This is a genomic window from Halococcoides cellulosivorans (assembly GCF_003058365.1).
Lineage (GTDB): Archaea > Halobacteriota > Halobacteria > Halobacteriales > Haloarculaceae > Halococcoides > Halococcoides cellulosivorans.
The window spans coordinates 2,349,500-2,373,384 of record NZ_CP028858.1; the positions used below are offsets into that span (position 1 = coordinate 2,349,500).

Annotated in this window: 22 protein-coding genes and 1 tRNA gene; 11 read left to right on the top strand and 12 right to left on the bottom strand. The window is 67.5% G+C overall.

Going from position 1 to position 23,885, the window contains the following annotated elements; all coding sequences use genetic code 11:
* The 3 genes from dph5 to HARCEL1_RS11535 all read right to left on the bottom strand — a co-directional run bounded on the left by dph5 (position 1) and on the right by HARCEL1_RS11535 (position 2,485).
* On the bottom strand, positions 1-765 hold the full coding sequence (gene dph5, locus HARCEL1_RS11525; protein WP_108383729.1) for a diphthine synthase: 765 nt from the start codon (positions 763-765) through the stop codon (positions 1-3).
* A 72-nt stretch (positions 766-837) separates the two neighbouring features.
* Positions 838-1,638 carry a hypothetical protein gene (locus tag HARCEL1_RS11530; RefSeq protein WP_108383731.1) on the bottom strand — a complete coding sequence of 267 codons (801 nt, stop codon included), beginning with the start codon at positions 1,636-1,638 and terminating at the stop codon, positions 838-840.
* A 46-nt stretch (positions 1,639-1,684) separates the two neighbouring features.
* Positions 1,685-2,485: a hypothetical protein gene (locus HARCEL1_RS11535; protein WP_108383733.1), complete on the bottom strand. Its 801-nt coding sequence runs from the start codon at positions 2,483-2,485 to the stop codon at positions 1,685-1,687.
* An 83-nt stretch (positions 2,486-2,568) separates the two neighbouring features.
* Between HARCEL1_RS11535 and HARCEL1_RS11540 the strand changes: the two genes are divergently transcribed.
* Positions 2,569-2,880, top strand: coding sequence for a PRC-barrel domain-containing protein (locus HARCEL1_RS11540; protein WP_108383735.1), 312 nt, complete (start codon positions 2,569-2,571; stop codon positions 2,878-2,880).
* Between the two features lie 9 nt (positions 2,881-2,889).
* Here HARCEL1_RS11540 and HARCEL1_RS11545 read toward each other — a convergent pair whose 3' ends face one another.
* Both HARCEL1_RS11545 and lonB read right to left on the bottom strand, forming a co-directional pair.
* Complete coding sequence (locus HARCEL1_RS11545) at positions 2,890-4,341, bottom strand: DHH family phosphoesterase (protein WP_108383738.1); 1,452 nt, start codon at positions 4,339-4,341, stop codon at positions 2,890-2,892.
* 118 nt (positions 4,342-4,459) lie between these two features.
* A complete protein-coding gene (gene lonB, locus HARCEL1_RS11550) occupies positions 4,460-6,670 on the bottom strand; it encodes an ATP-dependent protease LonB (protein ID WP_108383740.1) in 2,211 nt (736 codons plus the stop codon).
* A 117-nt stretch (positions 6,671-6,787) separates the two neighbouring features.
* On the opposite strand from lonB, the gene HARCEL1_RS11555 reads away from it, so the two are divergent.
* Together HARCEL1_RS11555 and HARCEL1_RS11560 are read left to right on the top strand one after the other, a co-directional pair.
* A complete protein-coding gene (locus HARCEL1_RS11555; RefSeq protein ID WP_108383743.1) occupies positions 6,788-7,387 on the top strand; it encodes a hypothetical protein in 600 nt (199 codons plus the stop codon).
* 61 nt (positions 7,388-7,448) lie between these two features.
* Positions 7,449-7,970: a nicotinamide-nucleotide adenylyltransferase gene (locus tag HARCEL1_RS11560; protein WP_108383744.1), complete on the top strand. Its 522-nt coding sequence runs from the start codon at positions 7,449-7,451 to the stop codon at positions 7,968-7,970.
* A gap of 25 nt (positions 7,971-7,995) precedes the next feature.
* On the opposite strand, the gene HARCEL1_RS11565 is transcribed toward HARCEL1_RS11560, so the two are convergent.
* A complete protein-coding gene (locus HARCEL1_RS11565) occupies positions 7,996-8,784 on the bottom strand; it encodes a hypothetical protein (protein ID WP_159077122.1) in 789 nt (262 codons plus the stop codon).
* 89 nt (positions 8,785-8,873) lie between these two features.
* Between HARCEL1_RS11565 and HARCEL1_RS13475 the strand changes: the two genes are divergently transcribed.
* The 4 genes from HARCEL1_RS13475 to HARCEL1_RS11580 are packed head-to-tail and all read left to right on the top strand — an operon-like array spanning position 8,874 to position 10,536.
* On the top strand, positions 8,874-9,014 hold the full coding sequence (locus HARCEL1_RS13475; protein WP_159077123.1) for a hypothetical protein: 141 nt from the start codon (positions 8,874-8,876) through the stop codon (positions 9,012-9,014).
* A gap of 54 nt (positions 9,015-9,068) precedes the next feature.
* The gene (locus tag HARCEL1_RS11570) at positions 9,069-9,332 is read left to right on the top strand and encodes an AbrB/MazE/SpoVT family DNA-binding domain-containing protein (RefSeq protein ID WP_108383746.1); all 264 of its coding nucleotides are present in this window, start codon (positions 9,069-9,071) and stop codon (positions 9,330-9,332) included.
* Positions 9,333-9,335: 3 nt separating this feature from the next.
* Positions 9,336-9,737 carry a PIN domain-containing protein gene (locus tag HARCEL1_RS11575; RefSeq protein ID WP_108383747.1) on the top strand — a complete coding sequence of 134 codons (402 nt, stop codon included), beginning with the start codon at positions 9,336-9,338 and terminating at the stop codon, positions 9,735-9,737.
* A gap of 40 nt (positions 9,738-9,777) precedes the next feature.
* A complete protein-coding gene (locus tag HARCEL1_RS11580) occupies positions 9,778-10,536 on the top strand; it encodes an SAM hydrolase/SAM-dependent halogenase family protein (RefSeq protein ID WP_108383748.1) in 759 nt (252 codons plus the stop codon).
* A 15-nt stretch (positions 10,537-10,551) separates the two neighbouring features.
* On the opposite strand, the gene HARCEL1_RS11585 is transcribed toward HARCEL1_RS11580, so the two are convergent.
* From HARCEL1_RS11585 to mutL, 4 genes are all read right to left on the bottom strand, one after another.
* Positions 10,552-11,508, bottom strand: a complete 957-nt coding sequence (locus tag HARCEL1_RS11585) for a succinylglutamate desuccinylase/aspartoacylase family protein (protein WP_108383749.1) — start codon at positions 11,506-11,508, stop codon at positions 10,552-10,554.
* A 100-nt stretch (positions 11,509-11,608) separates the two neighbouring features.
* The gene (locus HARCEL1_RS11590) at positions 11,609-12,559 is read right to left on the bottom strand and encodes a PfkB family carbohydrate kinase (protein ID WP_108383750.1); all 951 of its coding nucleotides are present in this window, start codon (positions 12,557-12,559) and stop codon (positions 11,609-11,611) included.
* A gap of 51 nt (positions 12,560-12,610) precedes the next feature.
* On the bottom strand, positions 12,611-16,204 hold the full coding sequence (locus tag HARCEL1_RS11595) for an ABC transporter substrate-binding protein (protein WP_108383751.1): 3,594 nt from the start codon (positions 16,202-16,204) through the stop codon (positions 12,611-12,613).
* A 104-nt stretch (positions 16,205-16,308) separates the two neighbouring features.
* Entirely contained in the window at positions 16,309-18,438 is a 2,130-nt protein-coding gene (gene mutL / locus HARCEL1_RS11600; RefSeq protein ID WP_108383752.1) for a DNA mismatch repair endonuclease MutL, read from the bottom strand.
* Between the two features lie 86 nt (positions 18,439-18,524).
* Between mutL and HARCEL1_RS13480 the strand changes: the two genes are divergently transcribed.
* The 3 genes from HARCEL1_RS13480 to HARCEL1_RS11610 all read left to right on the top strand — a co-directional run bounded on the left by HARCEL1_RS13480 (position 18,525) and on the right by HARCEL1_RS11610 (position 20,910).
* Positions 18,525-19,154, top strand: a complete 630-nt coding sequence (locus HARCEL1_RS13480; RefSeq protein WP_159077124.1) for a prolipoprotein diacylglyceryl transferase — start codon at positions 18,525-18,527, stop codon at positions 19,152-19,154.
* A 64-nt stretch (positions 19,155-19,218) separates the two neighbouring features.
* Positions 19,219-19,761, top strand: a complete 543-nt coding sequence (locus tag HARCEL1_RS11605; RefSeq protein ID WP_159077125.1) for a SprT-like domain-containing protein — start codon at positions 19,219-19,221, stop codon at positions 19,759-19,761.
* Positions 19,762-19,932: 171 nt separating this feature from the next.
* Positions 19,933-20,910: an aldo/keto reductase gene (locus HARCEL1_RS11610; RefSeq protein ID WP_108383754.1), complete on the top strand. Its 978-nt coding sequence runs from the start codon at positions 19,933-19,935 to the stop codon at positions 20,908-20,910.
* A 2-nt stretch (positions 20,911-20,912) separates the two neighbouring features.
* On the opposite strand, the gene HARCEL1_RS11615 is transcribed toward HARCEL1_RS11610, so the two are convergent.
* On the bottom strand, positions 20,913-21,902 hold the full coding sequence (locus HARCEL1_RS11615; RefSeq protein ID WP_108383755.1) for a methyl-accepting chemotaxis protein: 990 nt from the start codon (positions 21,900-21,902) through the stop codon (positions 20,913-20,915).
* A 166-nt stretch (positions 21,903-22,068) separates the two neighbouring features.
* On the opposite strand from HARCEL1_RS11615, the gene HARCEL1_RS11620 reads away from it, so the two are divergent.
* Positions 22,069-22,142 (top strand) — tRNA-Lys (locus tag HARCEL1_RS11620).
* Between the two features lie 518 nt (positions 22,143-22,660).
* On the opposite strand, the gene HARCEL1_RS11625 is transcribed toward HARCEL1_RS11620, so the two are convergent.
* Entirely contained in the window at positions 22,661-23,872 is a 1,212-nt protein-coding gene (locus HARCEL1_RS11625; RefSeq protein ID WP_159077126.1) for a vWA domain-containing protein, read from the bottom strand.
* Positions 23,873-23,885: the final 13 nt, after the last annotated feature.

Consider the following 23,885-nt stretch of genomic DNA (forward strand, 5'->3'; position numbering starts at 1 on the left):
CTATTCGCTTTCGAGCAGGTCCGCTGGCGCGTCTCCGAGCGCTTCGAGTGCGTCCCGCTCCAGGGGGTGCAACGCCGCGGGCACGACCAGCATGTGGAGCGGATCGCCAAAGGAGCGGTCGGCCAGCGCGCTCAACCGGTCGGCGTCGACCAGTGGCTCGGGACTGCCCGCCCGTGCGACGACGACACCCAGGCCGTCGTCCGCTTCAGCGAGCAGGCCCGCCGCGCGATCGGCCCGCAGATACCGGTCGTTCGCCCGATCGATGTCGAGGAAGGCCAGCGTGTGACAGTCCCGGGCTCGATTCTCTGCGATCCGGTCGGTGACACTGTCGGGCAGGCCGTCGTGGGTCTCGGGGAACGGAATCGTCGTCGCCGGGCCGAACCGATAGTTCTGGAGGCCCGTGAGCGACGAGGCGGCGGTCTGAGCGGTCGTGCCGTGGATCACGCGCGTCTCGATGTCGCGATCGATCGCGCGCAAGCGCAAGTCGACGTGCGTGGTCGCGATCATCGGATCACCGACGACACAGAAGACAGCGTCGCCGTCGGCAGCGGCGTCGAGGATCGGGTCGGGATTGCGCTCGACACGGTCGCGATCGCAGGGCTCGAACGACCGGTCGTGGGCGGCGTCGAGGTCCGCGATCGTCGCGCCCATCAATCGACTGGTGTAGGTCTCGACGAAGGCTCGGTCCGAACTCGCGATGGCGTCAGCACCGCGCTGGGTGACCGAGCGCTCGTCGTAGAGGCCAAGACCGACGAACGTGAGCATACCCGCTCGACGGTGGGAGCCCACACATGGGTTGCGATCGGTGCGCACCACGCGCGCGGCCAGGCCGCGGGCTCAAAACACCGCACCGAGGACGGACGAAAACGTGAGAGCGATCCACGCACCGAGTGCGACAAACGCCGCGCCGACAGCCACGAACAGCGCGCCGATCGCGGTCCCACGACGCACTGCACGCCCCTCGTCGCCGGCAGTGATCGAGCACTGGCTGTCGGCCGCCTCGACGACGGCGTCGACGCCGGTCCGGTCGGGCGTGCGCTCGCGACGTTGTGTCCCGTAGACGTGCACGTCCTCACCCGCAGTGATCGGTCGCACGGTGAAGCGACGCTTCCGGTCGTTCAACTGGGGCAGAATCGAGCCCATGTCGAACTCGTCGGTAAGCACCGACAGGCGAAGCCGTACGTCGTCCGCCAGCGCCGTGCTCGCGGTGTGTTTCGTCGAGGTCGCCGGCGCGACCGACGCACCCTCGGGATCGACCGCGACACAGCCCGTCTCGTCTTCGACGAGGAAGGGGCGCCGGATCGTCCCCGACGTGACGGTGATCCATTTCGACCCGTTGCGACGCGACCCACCGGTACTCGACACACTGTCGGTCGCCCTGCGCTGTTTCCGGCGTTCGACCGTATAGCTCTCCAGAACGGTCTCCTCACCGGAAAAGGGCTCATCGAAGCTGTACTCGTCGATCGGGCGGACCGTCCCCTCGAACTCCGCGGGGCCGCTCGCACGGGCGGCCTCGCGGACGGACACGGGGTCGCTCCGCCAGATCTGAACGGACTGACGGAGTTTCAACGCGCCCAGGACGAACGCGAGGCCGCCGCTGGCGAGGAAAAAGAGCCCGAAGGCCAGTTCGTCGATCATCGTCGATCACCATCCACGCCGGCAGCCGGCTGCGAACGATCGCGGATCACAGGATCGTCACCACCGTGAGCCCGTCTGAGAGGACGACAGCACCGACCCCAGAGAACACCGCCCCGAAGAGGAACACGAACAGGCCGCCAGCCACCGACCCCGCGATCGATCGGAGGTCGTCGTCCGCTCCGACCTCGGCGGGCGCCTCGGCAGCCAGACGGAACTCCCGAGAAGCCGCGGCGTCGATCCGGCGCCCCCGTTCGTCCTCGACGAGCGCGCCGTAGACCGCAATCTCGTCGCCGGGTTCGATCACGCCGTCCTCGTAGCGCCGCGGCTCGTCGACGCGACTGGCCAGCGCCTGGGGCTGAGCCTCGAAATCGTACGCCCCGCTCGACCCCAGACGGTCGCGCTGGGATGCAGACAGCGCCTCCTCGCCGTCGAGTTCGATCGACGCCGTCAGATCGGTCTCGGCGGGATCACCGCCGGGGTCGACTCGGAGCCGCTCGACCGGCCCCTCGACGGCGAACTCGGTCGACGCACCGCTGTCGACGACCGTCCACCACCCAGCGCCCGCCGAGTGCTGGCGGAGGCGATGGCGGTACGCGACTGCCTCGTCGCCCGAGACGGGCGTCTGGAGACGCTCGGCCGGATCGGCGGCCGTGCCGACGACGAGCGCGTGGCCCGACGCGGGCGCCTCGGAGGGGTCGACCGGGTCGGTCACCGACGTGTGGACGGCGGCGATGACACGCTGAGCGCCGTCGGACAGTTCGCGAACACCGATCGCAGCGGCGACCAGGCCGAACAGAATGAACGGCACCGAAATGGCGACCAGGCCGGGACTCTCGACGAGTGCCATACTCGTCGTGGGTGGCCACCCGACGAAAAGCGTACCGGAGTTGCGCCCACATCCTTAAGGCCACGAGCGTCGACAAACGGGACATGGAACCCGAATCGACTGCCGCCCCGGCGGAGATCACCGCGCTCGTCGGCCGCGAAGTGTACACCAACAACGGCGTCTTCGTCGGTGAAATCGAAGACCTGCGTCTGGATCTCGACGCCGAAGAGGTCACCGGCCTCGCGCTCGGCCGGACGAACGACGAACTGTTCGACGAGGACGTGCGGGCCGCCCGTGGCGTCATCGTCCCCTACCGGTGGGTCCAGTCGGTCGGTGACGTGGTGATCGCCACCGACCTCCTCGAACACCTCGACGACGCCGAACGCGACGGCTCCGAGACCGAGATGGCCGTCTGAGTCGGCCGATCAGTTCCCGTTGCTGTCGCTGTCGACACCCATCGCGGCGAACAGCTTGGTCTTCACGGCCTGTTCGGTCAGCGTGAGCAGCGTCTCCTGGTTCTGTTCGGTGGCCTCGATGCCCGTGAAGATGCCCAGCGGGATCTCCGCGCTCGCGTCCGTCGAGTGGCCGGCGGCGTCACCGACTTCGGCAAACGCGTCGCTCAGGACGTTCCCGATGTTCATCCGGATGTCTTTCGAGCGCGCGGCGAGATAGATGGTGTCTTCGGCAATCGCGAACACCGCCGACGTCGTGATGCCTTCGAGGTTGAGCAGTTGTTGGGCCGCCTGTGAGAGCGCGTCACGGTCGCGAATGAACCCCGCGTTCGAGACGAGATGTGAGCCCCGCACCTCGCGATTGCGGATGGCCTCCGCGAGCACGTCGAGTGTCTCGGGGCTCATCGACGGTGATTCGACCTGTTCGAGCGTGTCGTGATCGGCAAACGGATACAGGTACGCCGCCGCGGTCAGGTCGGCTGGTGTCGTGTCGCGCTTGAAATCCAGCGTCTCGGCGCGAATGCCATAGAGGAGTGCGGTCGCGACTTCCTGGTCGAGCGTGATGTCGAACTCCTGGAGGTACTTCGTCAGGATCGTCGACGTGGCCGAGACGTTCGGGCGGACGTCCTCGAAACTCGCCTCCAGCCCGAGTTCGCCCTCGAAGTGGTCGATGATCACGTCGACCCGTCGCTCGTCGTCGAACGGTTGCATGCCGCTTTTCGAGTAATCGACCAGCGCGACGGTGTCGTAGTCGTCGAGATCGACCTCGGTCCGGGCGAACAGTTCGAGGCCGAGCAAATTGACGAACGCACGGTTCTCGTGGTGTCCGATCTCGCCGTCGTAAATCACGTCGGCGTCGATATCGCGACTCGCCGCGATCGACTTGAGTGCGGCGCCGCTCGCGATCGAGTCGGGGTCGGGCCCCCGGTGGATCAAAATCGCCATCCGGTCGTCGGTGGCGTCGATCTCCTCGGCAAGCCGGCCGGCGAGGTGTTCGAGTTCGCCGGTTTCGAGCGCGCGGAGTGCCGAATCCGCGATCACCGCCGACGGGTTGATCACCACGTCCGCACCCAACTCCGAGAGTTCGTCCGCCGAGACCGGATCCGAGGCGCGGACGACGACGAACTGGTCGACCGCGTCGCCGCGGATGTGCTCGACGGCCGCGCGATTGGCATCGACCTCGGGCGTGAGAATGAGGACGGCGCCGTACCCCTCGATCTCGTCGACGATCGACGGCTCGCGGATGTCCGCCGTCCGGGCGTTGAGGTCCTGATCGCGCAACGCCTCGACGCGGCCCTCGTCTTTGTCGAGGATCAGGACGTCTTTGCCCTCGGCCGTGAGGTCCTCGGCCACGGCGTGGCCGACGCTCCCACACCCCAGAATAGCGTACGAGGACATCGTGGCCATCGGCATGTCGGTACTCATCGTCCGCCTAGAGCGCGAGGAGACACTTCAAACCACGCAGACGCGATTACCGCCGAAAAACGGACCGCTCGACGGGCCGAACGTCACGATGTGGCGACGAGCCGCGCCGCCCGCCCGATCACTGCGGACTCGGACTGCCCGGGTTGACCGGTCCGTCGAGAGCGCGCCCCGTGATCGATTTGAGGCGGTCGACCAGCGAGTCCTTCTCGGGTTCGCCCGCGAGCGCGACCTCCAGCACTTCCGAGAGGTGTGAGACGGGGATGATCTCGATCTGGTCTTCGTACTCCTCTTCGATCATGACGTCCTGTTCGTTCGCCTTCGGGATGATCACCCGGTCGAGGCCGGTCTTCGCGGCGGCCTCGATCTTGTGCGTGACGCCACCGACCGGGAGGACGTCGCCCCGGACCGACAGCGACCCCGTCATCGCGAGGTTCTGATCGATCGGGACGTTTTCGAGCGCGCTGATCACCGCCGTCGCGACGGTGACGCTGGCGGAGTCGCCCTCGACGCCCTCGTAGGACTGGACGAACTGGATGTGGATGTCTTTCTCCGAGATGTCCTCGTCGGAGAACTTCTTGATGATCGCACTCACGTTCTGGACGGCCTCCATCGCGATCTCCTGGAGTTTCCCCGTCGCGATCACCTCGCCGGGGCCCTGGGAGGGCGCGACCTCGGCCATGACGGGCATGACGATGCCCGAGTCCTCGCCCATGACCGCGAGCCCGTTGACCCGCCCGACCATGTCGCCGGCGTTGACCGTCAGCTCGTAGTCTTTCCGGCGGTCGATGTAGTTGTCCGCGAGTTGCTGTTCGATCGACCGGGAGCGCTTTTTCGCCTGGAGGACGTCCTCGCGCTCGGTGAACTCCTTGTCCGCGGCGCGCGCGACGTCGCCCGAGACGCGGACGAGCCCGCCCAGATCGCGGAGTTTCAGCGTCAGGTGGCCCTTCCGGCCCGCCCGCCGGCGGGCTTCGAGGATGACCTCGCGGACCGCGTCCGGGGTGAAATGCGGGAGGCGACCGTCTTTTTCGACCTCCTGGGCGACGAAGCGGGCGTACTTCCGGCGGATCTCGGGGTCGTCGTCGATGGTGTCGTCCATGTAGACTTCGTACCCGTAGCCTTTGATTCGGTCGCGCAGGGCGGGGTGCATGTTCTCCATGGCGTCGAGGTTCCCCGCCGCGACCATGATGAAATCGGTCGGGACGGGTTCGGTCTGGACCATCGCGCCCGAGGAGCGCTCGCTCTGGCCGGTGATCGAGAACTCGCCCTCTTGAATCGCCGTCATCAGCTTCTGCTGGGAGCGGATGTCCAGCGTGTTGATCTCGTCGACGAAGAGCACGCCTTTGTTGCCCTTGTGGATCGCGCCGGCCTCGACCCGATCGTGGCTGGGCGTCTCCATGCCGCCCGATTGGAACGGGTCGTGACGGACGTCACCGAGCAGCGCGCCGGCGTGGGCCCCGGTGGCGTCCTCGAACGGCGCGGTCTGGACGCCCGCGTTGTTCACCAGCAGGTTGGGGATGACCGCGTCGTCGCCCTGCATGAAGTACTGGAAGCCGAAGAAGATGACCGCGACGGCGACCAATCCGAGCAAGAGATTGCCCGTGATGAGGGCGTACCCACCGATCGCGACCATCAACACGAGCATGAGGAACGTCTTCATCTGCCGGCGCTTGTTGGCCTCCTCGCGGTGGGCGTCGACGATCTGTTCGCCCTTGCCCGCGGGGACCGTCCGGACTTTCGGCTCGTTGCCGTCGTCCGGGTTGTGATAGATCAGCACGTCCTGGAGGTCCTCCGGCGGGAGGAGTTGGCTCATCGCTTTCGCGAGCATCGACTTGCCCGTCCCGGGCGAACCGATCATCATCACGTGGCGGCGCTGCTTGGCCGCCTTCTTGACGATATCGCGAGCGTGCTCCTGGCCGATCACCTGATCGACCAACTGGTCGGGCACCTCGATGTCGGCCGTCGTCGAGATGTCCAGGCCACCGAGCAGTCCCTCGGCGTCGCCCTCGACCGCCGCATCGCCCTCGACGGACACCGTACTTCCGAGGTCGTCGGGGTCCTCTTCGAGACCGTCGTCAACCTCGTCGAGACCGCCGTCAGCGTCGGTGTCGTCGACGTCCACGCCCGCATCGGATCCCTCGGCGTCGTCCGCACCGAGATCCGGAATCGTCTGCGCCACGCTCTCCTCGCTCTCGGCAGTGTCGTCGGCCACCTCCTCGGGAGCCTCCGTCGGAGACGCGTCGGTGTCGTCGGCAGAGGGCGCGTCCGGGGACTCCTCGCGCTCGTCGTCGCTCGCTGCGTCCTCGTCGGGGGAGTCCGTGTAATCACTCATTCTCCGGGATAGTACAGGACAGAACGCGCCGTCGCCTCAAATATGTTCTCCTACGGGCAGCGAACGGCGAGGCGATCGACCAGAAAGCATTCACCCGACACCTCGAAACCAGGGCACGTGACGAACGTCCCAGATCTCGCGAGCGTGCTGTTCGTGCTTGTCGGCCTGCTCTCGATCGGGATCGCAATCACGCTGGTGGCGGGCTCGATCGTCGTGAGCCTCGTGGTCGCGTGGCTCACAGACATCGAGTTTCCAGTCGTCGTGACTGGCGTGATCTCCATGCTGACGACCGTCACGTCGGTCCTGGGGCTGATCTGGCTTCATCTCACGACCTCGGGGATCGCCGTCAAGCTGGTCGGGATCTTCGTCGCGGCGGTGCTCGTGTGTTGTCTCCTTACCCTGGTGCCGATTGCTGTCGGCGGATGGATCAGCACACGGCTCCACGAGGATCTGACGCTGGGCCGTGGGACCCACGTCGTCGCCTGTGGCTGGCTCGTGGGACTGGGAGGGCATTTCGCGCTGTCGTCGGTCGTCGCGCCGATCGCCAGTGTGTCGCCGACAGTCGAAACGGTCGCTGTTGGCCTCTGGATACTCTCCCTGCTTTTGGTCCCGGTCGGAATGGCCGTCGCGGCGAGATACGCCGATCGCATCGCGGCGACGATCGACCAGACCAGTCCCCACTGGGGACGACCGCTCCTGTCGATCCGGGTGCGATAATCCAGAGGATCGACCGGGGACGACTCGCGGGGTTTTTCGTTCCTGGGCCCGACCAATGGGTATGACGCGGGGCTTCTACATCGGTCGCTTCCAGCCCTACCACGACGGCCACCACACGATGGTCGACCACATCGCCGCCGACGTGGACGAACTCGTTCTGGGGATCGGGAGTGCGGGCGATTCACACACGTTCGCCAACCCGTTCACGGCGGGCGAGCGCATCATGATGATCACGAAGGCCGTCGAGGCGTTCGATCTCACGACCTACGTCGTCCCGATCGAGGACCTCGAACGCCACTCCGTGTGGGTGAGTCACGTCCAGTCGATGTGCCCGAACTTCGACGTGGCGTACTCGAACAACCCGCTGGTCGTACGCCTGTTCGAGGAGGCGGGCATCGAGGTCCGCCAGTCACCGATGTTCGACCGCGAGCGCCTGGAGGGCAGTCAGATCCGCCAGCGCATGGTCGACGGCGACGGGTGGCGTGAGACCGTCCCCCAGGCCGCCATCGACGTCATCGAGGAGAGCGGTGGCGTCCGGCGGCTCCGCCAGATCGACCAGAGCGACGCGAACGGCAGTACGTGACTGGCCAGCGGGACCGACGCCGAGATCAGACCCGTTCGGTGTCGCCGCTCTCGAACTCCCACCCGGTCGACGTATTGCGCCACTCGGCCAGGACGCGAGCCCCTTCGGCCAGAAACACACCGACCGTCAGGAGTCTGACCGCCCCGGTCAGCACGCCCAACTCCGGGCGTAAACACAGCGTGATCGTGGCGGCCACCAGCGAGAGGCCCCGGACCGTCGGTCGGTATCGCCGTTCAGGCGGCGTCAGACTCGCCAGGGAACGCTCGCCAATCGCTCCCCAGCGTCTGATGGCGACGACCGCCGCCATCAGCGCGACCACCACCGGTGACCACCAGGCGAACAGGTCGGTCGTGACCAACCCGATCGTGATTGCGATCGCACCGATCCAGAGTTCGGTGATCGCGTGATCGGGAGTCGTCTCGCCGTCGTCCGTGTCTGCCGCGCCGCCCTCGCTCTCCCAGAGGTCGTCCTCCGGACCGACGCCCGGCTGGTACGGCTCGTCGGTCGTCTCGGCGCTCGCCGCGCTTTCGTCGTTCGCCTCGGTCACGTCATCGCGCCACCAGATCGGGTCCTCGTCGTCCGTCCGCTCGTCGACGGTCGGTTCGCTGCGGTCCTCGCGCGCCTCGGTGTCCGCCGTCCACAGCCGTTCGTCGTCCCCACCGGTGTCCGTCCCGGCGCCCGCACCGGAGTCCGTCCCAGCGTCGTCGACGATATCGCCGTCTGCGTCGCGCCACCAGATCGGGTCCCCGTCGTCCGAACGGTCGTCTGGGACCGCCTCGCGCTCCTGGCCCGACCGATCGTCCCGTACAGTCACAACCAGTCGATCGACGGCCGGATAGAAATGATTACTGATGAACACTCGACGAGCGCGGCCTTCATTGGGACGGCGCCCAGTCGTGAGGTATGATCACGCTCAGCAGCGAGGTCGAGTCGCCGTATCCCGCCGCGATGTGCGGGGCGATCTGCCGCGAGTCCGAGGCGCGGATCGTCGAGATCAGCCACGATGGTCCCCAGACGGGACCAGAACCGGCCCGCCAGACGTGAAAACGGGCAATATACCGGGAAGATTTTTTGTCGTTCCCGTCCAACGCTGACACCATGTCGAGTTCGACCGACGAGCGGGGGCGGATCTACCTGCCAAAGGAGATGCGCGAGCGGTTCGGGGAGGAGTATCGCATCGTCGAGTTGCCGAGTCACGTCGCCCTCTTCCCCGTCGACGACGATCCGCTGGAGGGGCTCCGAGACGCCGTTGGCGACGCCTTCGCGGGGCGTGATCCAGACGACCTGAAAGCAGCAGCGCGTGAGGGACTGTCCCGAGACGTCCGGGCGGAAGCGGACGATCACTCCCAGACCGGTGAGTGACCCGTGTACGTCGAAACCGACTTTCTCACCGCGCTGGTGAAAGACGACGACTGGCTCCAGGACGCTGCCGTTCGCGCGCTCGACGAGCGCGGCGACATCCACACCTCGATCCTCGCGTACGCAGAGGTCCTAACGTTGTTCTACGATCACGAGGCTGCCGCCTACGGGATCGACGCCCCGCGAGCGATCACGAATCTCCTCGAACTGGTCCCGATCGAGCCAGCCGAGCACGAAGAGGCGGTCCTGGCCGCCGCAGCGTTCATCGACGAGTATGATCTCACCCCGTGCGATGCCCTCCACGCTGGCCTCGTCGCGACTGGCGACGAGCGTGTCCTCTCGACCGAGCAGGACTACGATTCGGTCGGGGTCGAGCGAGTCCCGCTCTCGCCAGACGCCTCAGAGTGACGAGCGCGGTCTTATTGGGGCGGCCGCCCGAGCGATCGGTATGATCACGCTCAGCAGCGACTTCGGGTCGCCGTATCCCGCCGCGATGCGCGGGGTGATCTGCCGCGAATCCGAGGCGCGGATCGTCGAGGTCAGCCACGAGTTTCCCCGCCAGGACGTCCGCGCGACGGCGTTCTGGCTGCGCGAACTCCTCCCCGAGTTCCCGCCGGCGGTCCACTGCGTCGTCGTCGATCCCGGCGTCGGCACCGATCGGGCGGCGCTCGCGATCGCGGCGGGCGAGCACGTCCTCGTCGGCCCGGACAACGGCGTGTTGGTCCCGCCGGCCCGCGCGCTCGCTGACGGGAACGAGTTTACCGTCCACGAGATCGCGATCGACGACCCCGCGAGTTCGACCTTCCACGGGCGGGACGTGTTCGCGCCTGCGGCCGCCGAGATTCACGACGCCGCGTCGGTCGAGGCGGTCGACGGCCTGACACGCCTCACCTCGTGGGTCGATCTCGAATTTCCCGACCCGACGCCCGTCGAGGACGGCGTCAACGGGACGGTGCTCACGGTCGACGACTTCGGCAACGCCATCACGAACGTGCCCGGCGCGATTCTCGACGAGCACCTCGGCGAGGCCGTCACCGTCAACGGCGTCTGGGCGCCCGCACGGCGGACCTACGCCGCGGTCGACGCCGGCAATCGGGTCGTGACGGTCGGCAGCCACGGGAACGTCGAACTCGCGGTCAACCAGGGCCGGGGCGACGACCGGTTCAGCGTCTCGCCGGGGTCGCGCGTCCGTCTGCGGTGGACGTGATTCGAGGAAAAACGGTCAACAGGTCCGCAGATCGGTCCCGACCGAACAGACGTACTCGCCGGTCCCGACCTGCGCCAGCCGTCGGGTGCGCCAGAACAGCCCACCCGTGTTCGCCGTGACGACCGCCTTCTCCGAGCCGAACACGTCCGTGACGCGGAAAAGCCGGTCGCCCGCCGCCACCGTCTCGCCGGGCTCGGCGCCGAACTCGACGATCCCGCCCGCGGGCGCGACGTACTGATCGAAATCGCGCGCACAGGTCTGCTCGCCGGGCGATGTCTCGCCGGGGAGGAAATCGTAGGATCGACAGACGTTCATCAGTCCCTGGACCCCGACCTCGACGCTCGCGGGATCGATCCCGACCGCGCCGCCGAGTTCGGGATCGATCGTGGGGATGCCCTCGTCGGGGCCGACGCGGGCGAGTTGCCCCTCCGGGCCTTTCTGATCGAGGATCGTCCCCGCGTCGAACGCGCGTGCCAGATCGAGACACGCGTCGTGCATCCGGTGGTGGCGGCCACACCGGACGCGCACCTCGTGGATCATCCGGCTGGTCGAGCCCTGGTGCAGATCGACGATGTAGTCCGCGCGCGAGGCCGCCTCGAACGTCGTCGCCGCGATACGCTCGCTGGTCGTCCCCGCGTCGTCACCGGGATAGGCCCGGTTGGTCTTGGTGTCGTCGAGCGGGTTGCGGTGTTCGCCGGCCTGGAAGCCGTGGTAGTTGACGATGCCGACGACGAGGATCGCACCGCGCAGGGCGGCGGGGTCGATCCGCGGGACGAACTCGCGGACGACGCCGACGCCGTTGGCCTCGTCGCCGTCGCTGGCGGCCTGGAGGTACAGCGTCTCGCCCGCCTCGGCCCCGTTGACGACCGCGACCGGCAGGCCCACCGACGACCCGTCACGCGTCTCACCGATCGGCAGTCGGCCAGTCGCCACCTCACCGGGGGCGGCCGCCGCCGAACCCAGACTGATCATCGTTCGCAGCCCGGACTGGGACGGCCTTGAGCGATTCGATGTGCGGCGGACGCGATGCGCGCCCTCTCTGGCGGGCATCGGAAAGTAGCGATGCGCGCCGTCAGTAGCCCGTCGCGTCGTCGCCCAGTTCCTCCCGGACGGCGGCGACCTCATCGCGGGTCACCGAAAAGAGTGGCCCGGGAACGGTCCGGGCCACCGCTCCGGCGGCGACCGCCCACGCGAGCGCCTCGTCCGGGCTATCGCCGTCGGCCAGCCGTTCGAGGAAGGCCCCGACGAACGCCGCGTGGTCGCCCGCCGCGTCGACGGTCTCGGTCTCGACAGGTGAGCGGTCGTGGATGACGTCGTCCTGCCAGACCACCGCCTCGCCGTCGGCCCGGCGGACGACGACCGTCTCGAAGTCGTGAGCGGCCGCGAGCGCGTGCGCGAGTTGCTGGGGTTGGCCGTCCTCGTCGAGGACGCGACGCACGTCCGCCGCCCGCGCGGTGAGCACGTCGACCGACTCGAACGTTCGCGTGACGGTCTCGCGAGCCTGTTCGGGCGTGGTCAGCGTCGGTTCGAAGGCCAGATCGAACGCGGTGGTCGACCCGCTGGTGGCACGCAGGACGGCACTCACGGTCTCGGCCGCAGTCTCGGAGAGCGCCATCGTCGACCCCGCACAGAAGACGACGTCCGCGGCCTGAATGTCGTCCATCGGGAGTTCGCCCGGTTCGAGCGTCGCCGCGGCGGCGTCGGCCCGGTCGGTGACGGTCACGTCGCTGCGCGGGTGCGCACCGGTCTCAGCGACGACCGTTCCGACGGTACCGTCTGCGACGGTGACCGGATCGGCGTCGACGCCGAACTGGCGGACCTCGCGGCTGATCCGCCGGCCCGTCGGGGTCGCCGGCAGTTTCGAATACCAGGTCGCGTCTGCGCCCATCCGTCGGGCAGCGATCGCGACGTCGCTCTCGATCCCACTCGCGACGAGTGTCGCTTCGTCGGCCATCTCGAAACGGGTCCGTCCGACCGGTTCGATCCGGAGTGGCGTCTCGCCAACGGCCACCACGTGACTCATGTCCGTGACAATCGGGGGCGATCGACAAAGGTGTTCGTGATCCCGTCCCGCTCAGCCGAAGAAGAACCGCCGCATGACCGAGACGGCGAGTTCGAGTGAGATGTCGCCGGTGAGGTAGTCGCCCTTTGCTTCCATGACCTCCGAGGGGTCGAGGTCGCCGTCACTCCCGACGTAGTCCTCGACGGTCGGAGGGTCGGTCGTGTACTGCATCGCCCCGATCGTCGGCAAATACGTCGCCGGCCACTTGACCTGGGCCTCCTCGGCGTCTTCGGGCGGTGCGGTCAGGTTCTGGGTGTTGATAAACGACTGCTCCTGTTTGGTCACGATCGGCAACATCGGCAGGTCCTGGTGAGTGACCCACGCCAACTCCTCGATCAGCGCGGCCTCTTCGTCCGCGTCGGTCGTCGTCGCGAGGCGGTCGAGCGCCTCGGGCACGTTGACTTCCATCGTGCCCGATCCGTCCATCGCGGGCACCTCGATCGGCTGTGCGTCGGCCATCCAGCCGGGGTATTTCTGCTGGTTGCCGAACGAACCGCCCAGGACGTGTCGCAGCGGGAAGTAGGGGAACGACGAGCGGGCGTTGCCGGGCAGCCACGCCCGACACGCGATCTGGAAGTTCCCGTTCGGGATCCGCTCGCCCACGATGGTGCCGTTGCCGATGAGGTTCACCTCCGCGTCGAAGCCAGCCTCGCGGAGTTCGTGACCGACGGTGTTGGCCATGACCTCCCAGTCGCTCCAGCCGTGCGGCGAGACGACTTCGATGGTCGCGACGCCGCGGTCGGGATGCTCCCAGTGGCCCTCGCTATTTTTCGAATAGCCGGCCTCGGCCATCAGGACCGCGACCTGCTCGTCGTCCTGCATCTCGGAGAACGTCCCACCGACGTCGATCCACTGGCGTTGCACCGGGGGAGCGATCGCGGCGGGCGTCGGAGCCGGGGTCTTCACGCGCGGGCCGGCGTTGTCGGCACACTGCTGTCGGTCGACGGCGTTCGCGATGGCCTGTCGGACCGTGCGATCGCTGACGTGCGGTGCGTTCTCGGCGTCGTGGTTGAACAACAGTCCCATCCCCCAGTAGCCGGGGAACTTGTACTCGTTCCAGACGTCGTCGAGGTCGGCCACGATGCGGGACGGCGTGAACACGCTCATCACGGTGTCGAACTCGTTGTTCTCCATCGCCCGCCACTTCGAGATATTTCCCGGCGACGCGGTGAACTGATACCGCTCGAAGTTGATGTTGTCGGCGCCGTAGTACTCGGGGTTGCGCTCCAGCAGATAGTGCTCGTCGGTCATCTCGACGAACTCCATCGCGCCCGAGATGTGGTCCGGTTCGGAGGGCTTGTAGGAGGTGATCTCGGTGCCGACATCCGTCTCGTCGTTGGTCCAGTACCGATCGGCCCAGTCGGCGTAGTGGCCCTCGTCTTTGGCCTGGAGCAGATGCGAGAGGACGTTGAACTCCAGGATCGTCGGATTGAACGTCTCGGTCGCGGTGATTGCCAGCGTTTTCTCGTCGACAACGTCGAACGACTCGACCAGGTCGTCGAGGGGCCCACCCGCGGCCATCGAGCAGATCAGGTGGGTCTTGACGTCCGCGGCGGTGATCGGGTCACCGGTCGCCCACGTGGCGTCCTCGCGAACGAAGAGCGTGACCCGATCGTCGTCGATCGTCCAGTCCGTGACCAGGCGGGGGATCCACTCCATGGTCTCCAGGTTGAACTGTGCGAGACGGTCGTTGACCAGCCAGCGACCCCAGATGTTCGGCCACGCGATGAACGCGGGATTCCAGTGGAGGGTGTCCATCCCGAGCGCGGCGGCCCCGTCGACGGTGACGTCCTGGACGTCCGAGGGCACGATCGTCGAAGAGTCGTCCTCACCCGGATCCCACTCCATCGCACCGGTCTTGGCGAGGTGGGCCGTCGGCCACTTGACGCTCGCCGCCTCGGTGTCCTCGGCGGGCGCGGAGAGGTTCTGGGTGTTGATAAACGACTGCTCGCGTTTGGTGACGATCGGGAGCCACGGGAGGTCCTGGTGGGTCACCCACGCGAGTTTCTCGATCAGGGCGGCCGCTTCGGCATCGTCAGACGTCGTCGCCAGTTCGTCGAGCGTGGCGGGCACGTCGACGGTCATCGTCCCCGACCCGTCCATCGCCGGCACCTCGATCGGCTGTTCCTCGTCTTTCCAGCCAGGGTACTCGAACGTGTTGCCGAGCGCCCCACCGAGGACGTGTCGCAGCGAGAAGTAGGGGTGAGAGCCACGTTCGTTGCCCGGAAGCCACGCCCGACAGGCGATCTGGAAATTGCCCTCCGGCATACGCTCGCCCACGATAATGCCGTTTTGGAGGCGATTTACCTCCGCGTCGAACCCGGCCCCGCGGAGTTCACTCCCGACGGATTCGGCCATGACTTCCCAGTCACTCCAGCCCTGCGGGGCGAGAATCTCGATGGTCGCGACCCCGCGGTCCGGGTGCTCCCAGAGGTCGTCGCTATTCATCGTGTACCCGGCTTCTTCCATCAGCGACGCGACCTCGCTCGAACTCTGCATCCGCCCGAACGGATTGCCGACGTCGATCCAGTCGTCCTGGATCGTCGAGGCGATGGCGGCGGGCGTCGGAGCGGGGTCCTTGATGCGCGGCCCGGCGTTGTTCGCGACCGTCTCCCGATCGACGGCGTGTGCGATGGCCTGCCGAACCCGTCGGTCGCTCGTGTGGGGTGCCAGTTCGGCGTCGTGATTGAAGACGAGCCCCATCCCCCAGTAGCCCGGGAACTGGTACTCGGTCCATGCGTCGTCGAGGTCCGCGACGACATCTGACGGCGTGAAGACGCTCGTGACGGTGTCGAACTCGTTGTTCTTCATCGCCCGCCACTTCGTCGGGTTGCCCGGCGACGCCGTGAACTGGTACTGCTGGAAGTTGATGTTCGCGGCGTCGGGGTGGTCCGCCCGGCGTTCGAGCAGATAGTACTCGTCGGTCATCTCGACGAACTCCATCGGCCCCGAGACGTGGTCCGGTGCGTCGGGCTTGTGACTCGAAATCTCAGATTCGACGTCCTCGCCGTCGTCCCAGTACCGATCGGCCCAGTCGGCGTACTGGCCCTCGTCTTTGGTCTGGAGCATCTCGGTGAGCACGAGGTGTTCGAGCAGATCGGGGTTGAGTGCGCGGTCGGTCGTGATCCGCAGCGTCGAGTCGTCGACGATGTCGAACGATTCGACGTGGTCCGCGAGGTCGCCGCCTGCAGCCATCCGACAGACGAGTTGGGTCCGCAGGTCGCTCGCGGTGACGGCGTCACCGTCGGCGTACGTCGAGTCCCGTAGCGAGAGTGTCATCGCGCGCCCGTCGACCGTCCAGTCCTCGACGATGCGAGGGATCCACTCGCGAGTCTCGTAGTTGAACTGCGCGAACCGATCGAAGGTCAGCCACCGACCCCAGATCTGCGGCCAGGTTTCAAAGCTGGGGTTCCAGTGGAGGATGTCCATCCCGAGGGCTGCCGCGCCGTCGACGGTTACCTCGTTGACCGTCGTCGCGTCGGCCGACGCGCCAGCGGCCGATCCAGCGCCGCCGAGCAGCGCCGCTCCGGACGCGCCTGCGAGTTTCGAGAACGACCGCCGGTCGAGGACGCCCCCGTACGAATCGGGAGTCTGATCTGACGACATACATTTACACTGCTCGCGGAGCCCTTTAAATTTTGAGATGTTGGGGGCACAACGGATAGCCGGCGATGGCGGGCCCGACACGCCGACGACGCTACGATCGGTCGTCAGTCGTGGCCCGGGTAGTCGCGCTCGAACCGGGTGGCGATCTCGCTTTGGTCGACGGTGACGATCGTCGGGCGGCCGTGCGGACACGAATAGGGGTGCTCGCAGTCGTCGAGTGCCGCCAACAGCGCCCGGATCGACCCCGTCGACAGCGACGTGTGAGCGGTCACCGCGGGCGCACACGCCAGGTCGGCCAGCAGGTCGTCGACCGCCGCTTCGACGGTGCTCGCGGGGTCCGCTCCGGCGAGTGCCTCGGAGAGTGCGTCGACGAGCCGATCGGGGTCGATCCCCTCCGCGAACACGGTCGGGACGGTCCGGAGTTCGAGCGTGCGGTCGTCGATCAACTCTGCGGTGAAGCCCAGTCGGGCGAGCGCGTCGACGAGCGTCTCGAAAACCGCCGCCTCGCCCGTGGTGACGGTCACGTCGACCGGGTCGGCCAGCGCCTGGGTCGCGACCTCGCCGTCGAGGCGGTCGCGCAGGCGCTCGTAGGCGATGCGCTCGTCGGCGGCGTGCTGATCGATCAAGAGGAGATCCGCGCCCGCCGTGGCGACGAGATAGGTCTCGTCGAGTTGCCCGAGGAGGTTCATCGCGGGCAGCGCGTCGAACGCGAGGCTCGTGGCGTCGCTCCCCCCGAGATCGAGTTGGGTCGTCGGCAGGTGCGCCCGGCCGCCGGTCGACTGGCCAGAGTCTGTCTGTTCGGAGGTGCGCTCGGCGGTCGGCACCTCCGTCTGCGCGGACGTGGCTTGGCGCTCGGCCGGCGTGTCGGTCGTCTCGTGCGTCGGGGCCCCGAAGGACTCGGTGGACGTGTCCGCCGCGGTGGCCGCCGATCCCGCGTTCGCGTCCGGCGAGCCATCGCCGCTGTCGGCCCCGTCGCGCCGCGCGTGTTCCACGCCGCTGTCGCGGCGCTCTGATTCCGCGGCCCTGTCGCGCCGCGCGTGTTCCACGCCGCTGTCGCGGCGCGCTGGCGTCTCCGCGGTGTCCCGGAACGCCGCCCGGCGCTCGGTGGGTGCGTCGCTCGCGCCGTCGTCGCTCGCACTGGATCCATCGGCGCCGTCACCGGGCTCGATCGCCACGTCGGTCGGTGCGGATCCACCCCGAGGCGCGCCAGTCCGGATCACGCCCGCCTCCGACAGCGCCGCGCGAACGGCCGTCCGGAGTTGCTCGCCAGCGGCCGTCTCGTCCGGAAAGCGCACTTCGAGTTTCCGGGGGTGAACGTTCACGTCGACGGCGCCGAGCGGCACCGACACGTCGATCACCGCGAACGGATAGCGATCGCCCCCGAGGTGGCCGCCGTAGGCGTCGATCACCGCGTCGCGGACCGTGCTCGCCCGGACGTAGCGCCCGTCGACGGCGGTCGTGGTGTACTCTCGACTCGATCGGGTCGTCTCGGGATGGCTGATCACGCCGTCGACCGCCTCCAGGGGCCCGTCGGGCAGGTCGGTCGCCTCGACGGTGATCATCGATTCAGCGACCTCACGGCCGTAGACCGCCATCACTGCCGACCGTCGGTCGCCGTCGCCCGCCGTCGCGAACACCTCGCGGTCGTCGTGGGTCAGACTGATCGCGACGTCGGGGTCGGTCAGCGCGTACCCCCGGACGATGCGGGTGACGTGGGCGAGTTCGGTCGACTCGGTCGCGAGGTACTTTCGGCGCGCGGGAACGTTATAAAAGAGGTCCTCGACGGTGACGGTCGTCCCCGTCCGCCGTCCGGCGGGGTCGACCCGTTCGATTTCGCCACCCGCGACTTCGAGTTCCGTCCCGCGGTCGGCGCCGGCCGCCCGCGAGCAGATCGTCAGGCGGGTGACCGCGCCGATGGCGTGCAGCGCCTCGCCGCGAAAGCCGAGCGTCGAGACGCCCGCTTCGAGGTCGTCGATCGAGGTGATCTTGCTCGTGGTGTGTTCACGCACGGCGCGACGAAGTGCGCGCTCGCTCATCCCGTGGCCGTCGTCGCTGACGACGATCCGCTCGGTGCCGCCCGCCTCGGCGGTGACATCGATCCGGTCGGCCCCCGCGTCGAGCGCGTTCTCGACGAGTTCTTTCACGACGGAGGCGGGCCGTTCGACGACCTCGCCCGCCGCGATACGCTCGACGGTCGTCGGATCGAGTTCGTGAATCTGACCCCCCTCGGACATACCGGCGTTTCGGGGGCCCGATTGAAACCCTGTGCGGTCGCCGCGAGGCCGACCGATTGATGGGGGCTGCGATCCGAGAGGCAGGCATGAGCCTCGAAGCGTTCCCCGACACGGTCGATATCGTCGACTCGAACTTCAAGACCAGTCAGCAACAGGAGGCCGCCGAGACGATCGCGGACAACTGGCCGGTCGACCTCGACCGACTGGTCGAGGAGGGCGATCACGTCCGGGTGTTCTACCGACGCGTCATCGAGCAGTTCCTCGGCCCCGCGGGCGCGGACATGACGTTCGCGGAGATCGAAACCGAGTACGGCGACGTCGCAGACTGGCCCGGCCCCGACGGGGACGGCGAGGAGCCAGCGGACGAGAGTAGCGGCGTGAGCGACGCCGAAGCGGCGGCCGCGGCCGTGGCGGCGTCGGCAGACGCAGGCGAGCAGGCGCAGACGGAGGCAGAGACGCCCACGGCGGAGGCAGAGACGCCTACGGCGGAGGCAGAGACGCCTACGGCGGAGGCAGAGACCGACGGTATCGCGGCGGCCGACCAGGTCGAGTCCCCGTCCAGCGAGAGGTCGTCGATCGGTGACGCCGGGATCGAGGCCGCGCTGGGCGAGCGCAGCGACGACGTCGACGATCAGCGGCGGGCCTGGTTCGCGTCGGGCTTTCGCGAAGGGATCCTGTTCGCCCTGGAGAACCCCCACCTCGTCCGCGATCGGTGAGCGATCGATCGAACCGCCCGCCGTCGATCGTCGGGCTTTTCGCCGCGCGACAGGATCGATCGGCGTGGCCGACGCCCCCGACTCGCCGGCGGAGCTTCGCCAGCGAGCGGCGGCCTACGCCGCGACCGTCGACATTCCGATCGACGTCGCGACGATCGAGTGGCAGGTCACCGAGCGCGCCCACCGCCGCGCGGGCGTCTGTCGGTACGACCCCGCGAGTCGCGACCTGACGATCGAGCTCTCCTGGCCGGCCTGTCGCGACGGTGGGTGGGAACGCACGCGGGGGACGATCCGCCACGAACTCGTCCACGCCTGGGAGTTCCGCCGCTACGGGCGATCGGATCACGGCGATCGGTTCGCGCTGATGGCCCGATCGATCGACGCGCCGCTCGACCGGGACTGTGCGATCGGGCGGGTCGAGTTGGCCTGTCGCGAGTGCTCGTGGTCGGATCCCCGATTTCGGGCCTCTCGGCCCGTTCGCCAGCCCGCGACCTACGCCTGTCCCGACTGTGCGGGCCCGCTCAGGGTCGCCCACCGCTGTGGCCCGACCTGGCGGACCGCCGTCGGCTATCGACTCGCGCGCCAGCAGTTGGGCGATCGGTGGTGAGAGAAAATTGGGTATGCATACCCAATTTTTGATCCAGATTTTGGGAACGCATACCCAACTCCGTCGCGAGACAAGAGGACCTGCGAGAACGATCGACGATCGAGCGGGGAGAGTTCACGCCCCCCGATACGTGACGGTACCATTTTCAGGTCGCCGCCCGACTGGCGAGCCATGGAGTACGTCACCCTCGGGACGACCGGCCTACAGGTCTCGGAACTGTGTCTTGGCACCTGGCGATTCGGGATGGCCCACGACGGCGTCGTCGAGACCGGGCGCGAGGAGGCCCACGACCTCCTCGACGCGTTCGTGGACCGTGGCGGGAACTTCATCGACACCGCGAACGGCTACGGCCAGGGCGACAGCGAGCGCTGGATCGGTGAGTGGCTCGCTGACCAGGACCGCGAGGACTACGTGATCGCCTCGAAGTGCTACTGGTCCGAAGAGTCGCGCTTCCAGGAGAACCTCTCCCGGAAGAACGTCCGGGCCGAGGTGGAGGGGTCGCTCGACCGACTCGACACCGACTACCTCGACATCCTCTATCTCCATCGGTTCGACGACGACACGCCCATCGAGGTGACACTGCGCGCGCTCGACGACCTCGTGAGCGCGGGCAAAGTCCACTACATCGGCGCGTCGACGATGGCCGCCTGGAAACTGACGAAAGCGCTGTACACCGCCGACATCGCGAATCGCGAGCGGTTCCGCGTGACCCAGCCACTGTTTCACGCCGCCTACGACGAACCCGAGGTCAACGCGTATCTCGACGTCTGTGCCGACCAGGATCTGGCGGTCTGTCCCTACTCCCCGCTCGCGGGCGGGTTTCTCACCGGGAAGTACGAACGCACCGCCGACGGCGGCGTCGAGGCCCCCGACGGATCGCGGGGCGCGATCGACGAAATGTTCGACGACTGGTACGTCTCCGATCACGGCTGGGACGTCGTGGAGGTGCTGCGCGACGTCGCGGCGGACCTCGACGCGACGCCCGCCCAGGTCACGCTCCGCTGGTTGATGGACCAGCGGGACGTGACCTGTGTCCCGATCGTCGGTGCGCGCACGGTCGACCAGATCGACGAGAACGTCGGCGCCGCCGAGGTGACACTCACCGACGATCAGTACGATCGGATCGCGGCCGCCCGCCTCGGTGAGTAGAGTCAGTCGTCCGCGACGGCCGAGCGCTCCAGATCGGCCACGAGGTCGTCGATCGCGCGGTCGATATCCGCGATCTGGTCGGTCTGTCCGGCCGCCCGGTCAGCGACGGCACTGGTCTGGTCAGCGATCGACTCGGCGCTCGTGACGGTCTGGTCGACCATCGACGCGATCTCCTCGGTCGAGGCGGCCTGTTCGTCGGTCGCGTCGGCCACCTCTTCGATCCCGTCGGAGACCTCCTGGACGGCCCCGTGGATGTCGTCGAGGATGTCGACCGAGCGCTCGACCGAGTCGATGCCCGCGGAGATGCGATCGTTGTTCTCGTCGAGGCTCTCGACGGCGGTGTCGGTGTTGTCCTGGATCCGATCGACCATCGCTTCGATCTCGCTGGCGTGGTCCTGAGACTCCTCGGCCAGCGATTTGACCTCGCTGGCGACGACCGCAAAGCCACCGCCGGCCTCGCCCGCCCGCGCGGCCTCGATCGAGGCGTTCAACGCGAGCATGTTGGTCTGGTCTGCGATGTCGTTGATCACCTCGACGATTTCGTCGATCTGTTCGACGCTCTCCTGGATCGTCCGGACGTCCGAAGCGACGTCGTCGGCGGCGGCCTGCAGTTCCTCCATCGAGCCCATCACATCGCTGGCGGCGTCCTGGCCCTCGTCTGCGAGGTCACGAGCCTCAGACCCGGCCGCCGAGACCTCCTCCGAGGAGGAGGCGATCTCCTCGACCGCCGCCGAGAGGTTCGAAATCTCGGTGGAGATCTGCGAGACAGCGTCGTGTTGCTCGGCGGCCTCGCCGCGCACGCTATCGGCCAGTTCGGCAATATCGACGGCACCGTCTTGGAGTGCGGCCAGCGAGGACTGCACGTCGCTCGCCGCGGCGTGGTCGTAGCCCGCGTTCGCATCGAGGTCCGTGTCGACCGATTCGTCGATGTCTACGTCGAGATCGTCGTCAATGTCGCCAGCAGCGCCAGTTTCGGGTGGTGATTCACTCATGGTGCGGTATGGAGATCACCGTATACGGTACAGATACTTATCACTGCCACAATACTTCAGGCCCCCAGCAGTTGGGACAACTGTCGGTGTCGAAAATTCAACTGCGGAAACGAGATCGGGCCGGGAACGTAACGTATATCCTCGAACGGCGAAAATCGCCATGTGAGGGCCGGTAGCTCAGTCTGGCAGAGCGTCTGACTCTTAATCAGACGGTCGAGGGTTCAAATCCCTTCCGGCCCGTGCAGCGAGTTTTCGAACGGAGTGAGAAACGAGCGAACCGGACGGAGGGATTTGAACCCGGGGAGTCGCAGCCCGCACAGTGAGCGACAGCGAGGCTCGAACAATGTGAGAGCCTCGAAGCGGGCGGTGAAAGCGCGAGCGACAGCGAACGAGCAGGACCGTCTCCACTCGGTTCAAATCCCTTCCGGCCCGTGGAACGAGACGGTGAGCGGCAGCGAGGCTCGAACGAAGTGAGAGCCTCGAAACGGCGAACGGCATCGCCGTGAGCCAGCGAACCGGCCGAAGGGTTTTGAATCAGGGAACGGAGCGCTTCGCGCGGAGTGACCGTGGTTCAAATCCAGCCCGTCGGCGCCGCCGTCGGTCGACCCTCGCGGCGACTTCCTCGCCGCTCAGTTCCGGCGAGTCCACTTCCTTCGCTCACTGCGTTCGTTCAGTCGTTCCCTCGCCGACCTTCGCGAAGCCTTCGGCTTCGGTCAGTCCCGTCTCGATCTGCAAAGGCGATCCCGATAGAACGCGCCTCACACCGCCCGGACGGTGACGGCCGCGAGCGCGACGATCGCGATCAGCGCCGCCACGAGCGCGACGCCCGGGACGAACGACGCCCGGGCGGCCGGCGCATCGGTCGTCCCGGCCGCTCCGTCGGCGGCGGTCGTGGTGGGCGGCGTCTCCGACGCTCCCGGGAGCACCGTGACGGTCACGGCCGGTTCGTGCGTGACGAACAACTCGTAGGTGCCAGACTGGTCGAAAGCGTGGGCGAGCGTCAGCGTCTGCTCGCCGTCGGCGGGAATCTCGACACGCTGTTCGTCGACCAATCGCCCCGAGTGTGAGAGGTACGCGGTGTACTCGCCGGCGGCCGACCCCGTGTTCGCGACGGTGACGGTCACGCCGACCGCCGACCCGATCTGCACGGTCGTTCGGTTCGCTCGGGTGTCGGTCACTTCGAACTCCGGCCGATCGATCGATCGCTCGGCGGCGTCCGCGAACGCCGCGTCGAGAGTCTCACCGAGGCGATCGACAATTCGAGTGGCCGGTTCGTTCACGTCGATCCACTCGCCGTCGGTCCGGTTGGCGACCTCTCTGAGTTCGTTGTCCGTGCGGTCGTCACACGGCGGCGAGTGGACCGCACACGAACTCGTCGCCGGTCCGGCGGGCGAGATGGCGACGAGGTGGGCGTCCCCGAGCGCGTCGATCGCTGCCGCGCGGGTGGCGTTCGAACTGTCGTCGTCTTCGTCGGTCATGACGACGACGAGCGTCGTGGCGTTCGCGCGCAGATCGAGGTCGGTGGCGGTCAGGATGGCGTCGGAGGCGTTCTCGCGGTTCCCGCCGACGGGGTAGTGCATCGCCCGCTCGATCGCCCCGAATGACGCGGTCATGTTCTGTTCGACCCGGGCCGTCGCGTTGTAGGTCACCAGTCCGTACCGGTCGTCGACGCCGTGGGCGTCGAGGGTGTCGTCGAGCCGTCCGATCTCCTGAGCCATGTGGTAGCGATTCTCGTTCGTGCTCTCCGATCGATCGAACACGAAGACCACGTCGATCTGGGTCTCGTTGGCGTCGTCGGCGGCATTCGCGAGCGCGGTCGTCTCGCTCGCGGCGGTCACCGGCAGGGCCATCAGCGCGAAAACGAGTGCCGTCAGCACGGCGACGGACACGGCCAGCCAGAGCATGCGACGCCGTGATCGGCGGTCGCCGTCCACGTTGTCCGGTATCGGTCGGTCGGTCCTGAGAGACATGGTAGATCCTACT

Excerpts from the sequence above, each read along its gene's own strand:
- dph5 (WP_108383729.1), bottom strand. The coding sequence starts at position 765 with ATGCTCACGTTCGTCGGTCTTGGCCTCTACGACGAGCGCTCGGTCACC.
- HARCEL1_RS11530 (WP_108383731.1), bottom strand. The coding sequence starts at position 1,638 with ATGATCGACGAACTGGCCTTCGGGCTCTTTTTCCTCGCCAGCGGCGGC.
- HARCEL1_RS11535 (WP_108383733.1), bottom strand. The coding sequence starts at position 2,485 with ATGGCACTCGTCGAGAGTCCCGGCCTGGTCGCCATTTCGGTGCCGTTC.
- HARCEL1_RS11570 (WP_108383746.1), top strand. The coding sequence starts at position 9,069 with ATGTCGAGTTCGACCGACGAGCGGGGGCGGATCTACCTGCCAAAGGAG.
- HARCEL1_RS11590 (WP_108383750.1), bottom strand. The coding sequence starts at position 12,559 with ATGAGTCACGTGGTGGCCGTTGGCGAGACGCCACTCCGGATCGAACCG.
- HARCEL1_RS11610 (WP_108383754.1), top strand. The coding sequence starts at position 19,933 with ATGGAGTACGTCACCCTCGGGACGACCGGCCTACAGGTCTCGGAACTG.
- HARCEL1_RS11595 (WP_108383751.1), bottom strand. The coding sequence starts at position 16,204 with ATGTCGTCAGATCAGACTCCCGATTCGTACGGGGGCGTCCTCGACCGG.
- HARCEL1_RS11585 (WP_108383749.1), bottom strand. The coding sequence starts at position 11,508 with ATGATCAGTCTGGGTTCGGCGGCGGCCGCCCCCGGTGAGGTGGCGACT.
- HARCEL1_RS11580 (WP_108383748.1), top strand. The coding sequence starts at position 9,778 with ATGATCACGCTCAGCAGCGACTTCGGGTCGCCGTATCCCGCCGCGATG.
- HARCEL1_RS11540 (WP_108383735.1), top strand. The coding sequence starts at position 2,569 with ATGGAACCCGAATCGACTGCCGCCCCGGCGGAGATCACCGCGCTCGTC.
- HARCEL1_RS11545 (WP_108383738.1), bottom strand. The coding sequence starts at position 4,341 with ATGAGTACCGACATGCCGATGGCCACGATGTCCTCGTACGCTATTCTG.
- HARCEL1_RS11615 (WP_108383755.1), bottom strand. The coding sequence starts at position 21,902 with ATGAGTGAATCACCACCCGAAACTGGCGCTGCTGGCGACATTGACGAC.
- HARCEL1_RS13475 (WP_159077123.1), top strand. The coding sequence starts at position 8,874 with ATGATCACGCTCAGCAGCGAGGTCGAGTCGCCGTATCCCGCCGCGATG.
- HARCEL1_RS13480 (WP_159077124.1), top strand. The coding sequence starts at position 18,525 with ATGAGCCTCGAAGCGTTCCCCGACACGGTCGATATCGTCGACTCGAAC.
- mutL (WP_108383752.1), bottom strand. The coding sequence starts at position 18,438 with ATGTCCGAGGGGGGTCAGATTCACGAACTCGATCCGACGACCGTCGAG.
- HARCEL1_RS11625 (WP_159077126.1), bottom strand. The coding sequence starts at position 23,872 with ATGTCTCTCAGGACCGACCGACCGATACCGGACAACGTGGACGGCGAC.
- HARCEL1_RS11560 (WP_108383744.1), top strand. The coding sequence starts at position 7,449 with ATGACGCGGGGCTTCTACATCGGTCGCTTCCAGCCCTACCACGACGGC.
- lonB (WP_108383740.1), bottom strand. The coding sequence starts at position 6,670 with ATGAGTGATTACACGGACTCCCCCGACGAGGACGCAGCGAGCGACGAC.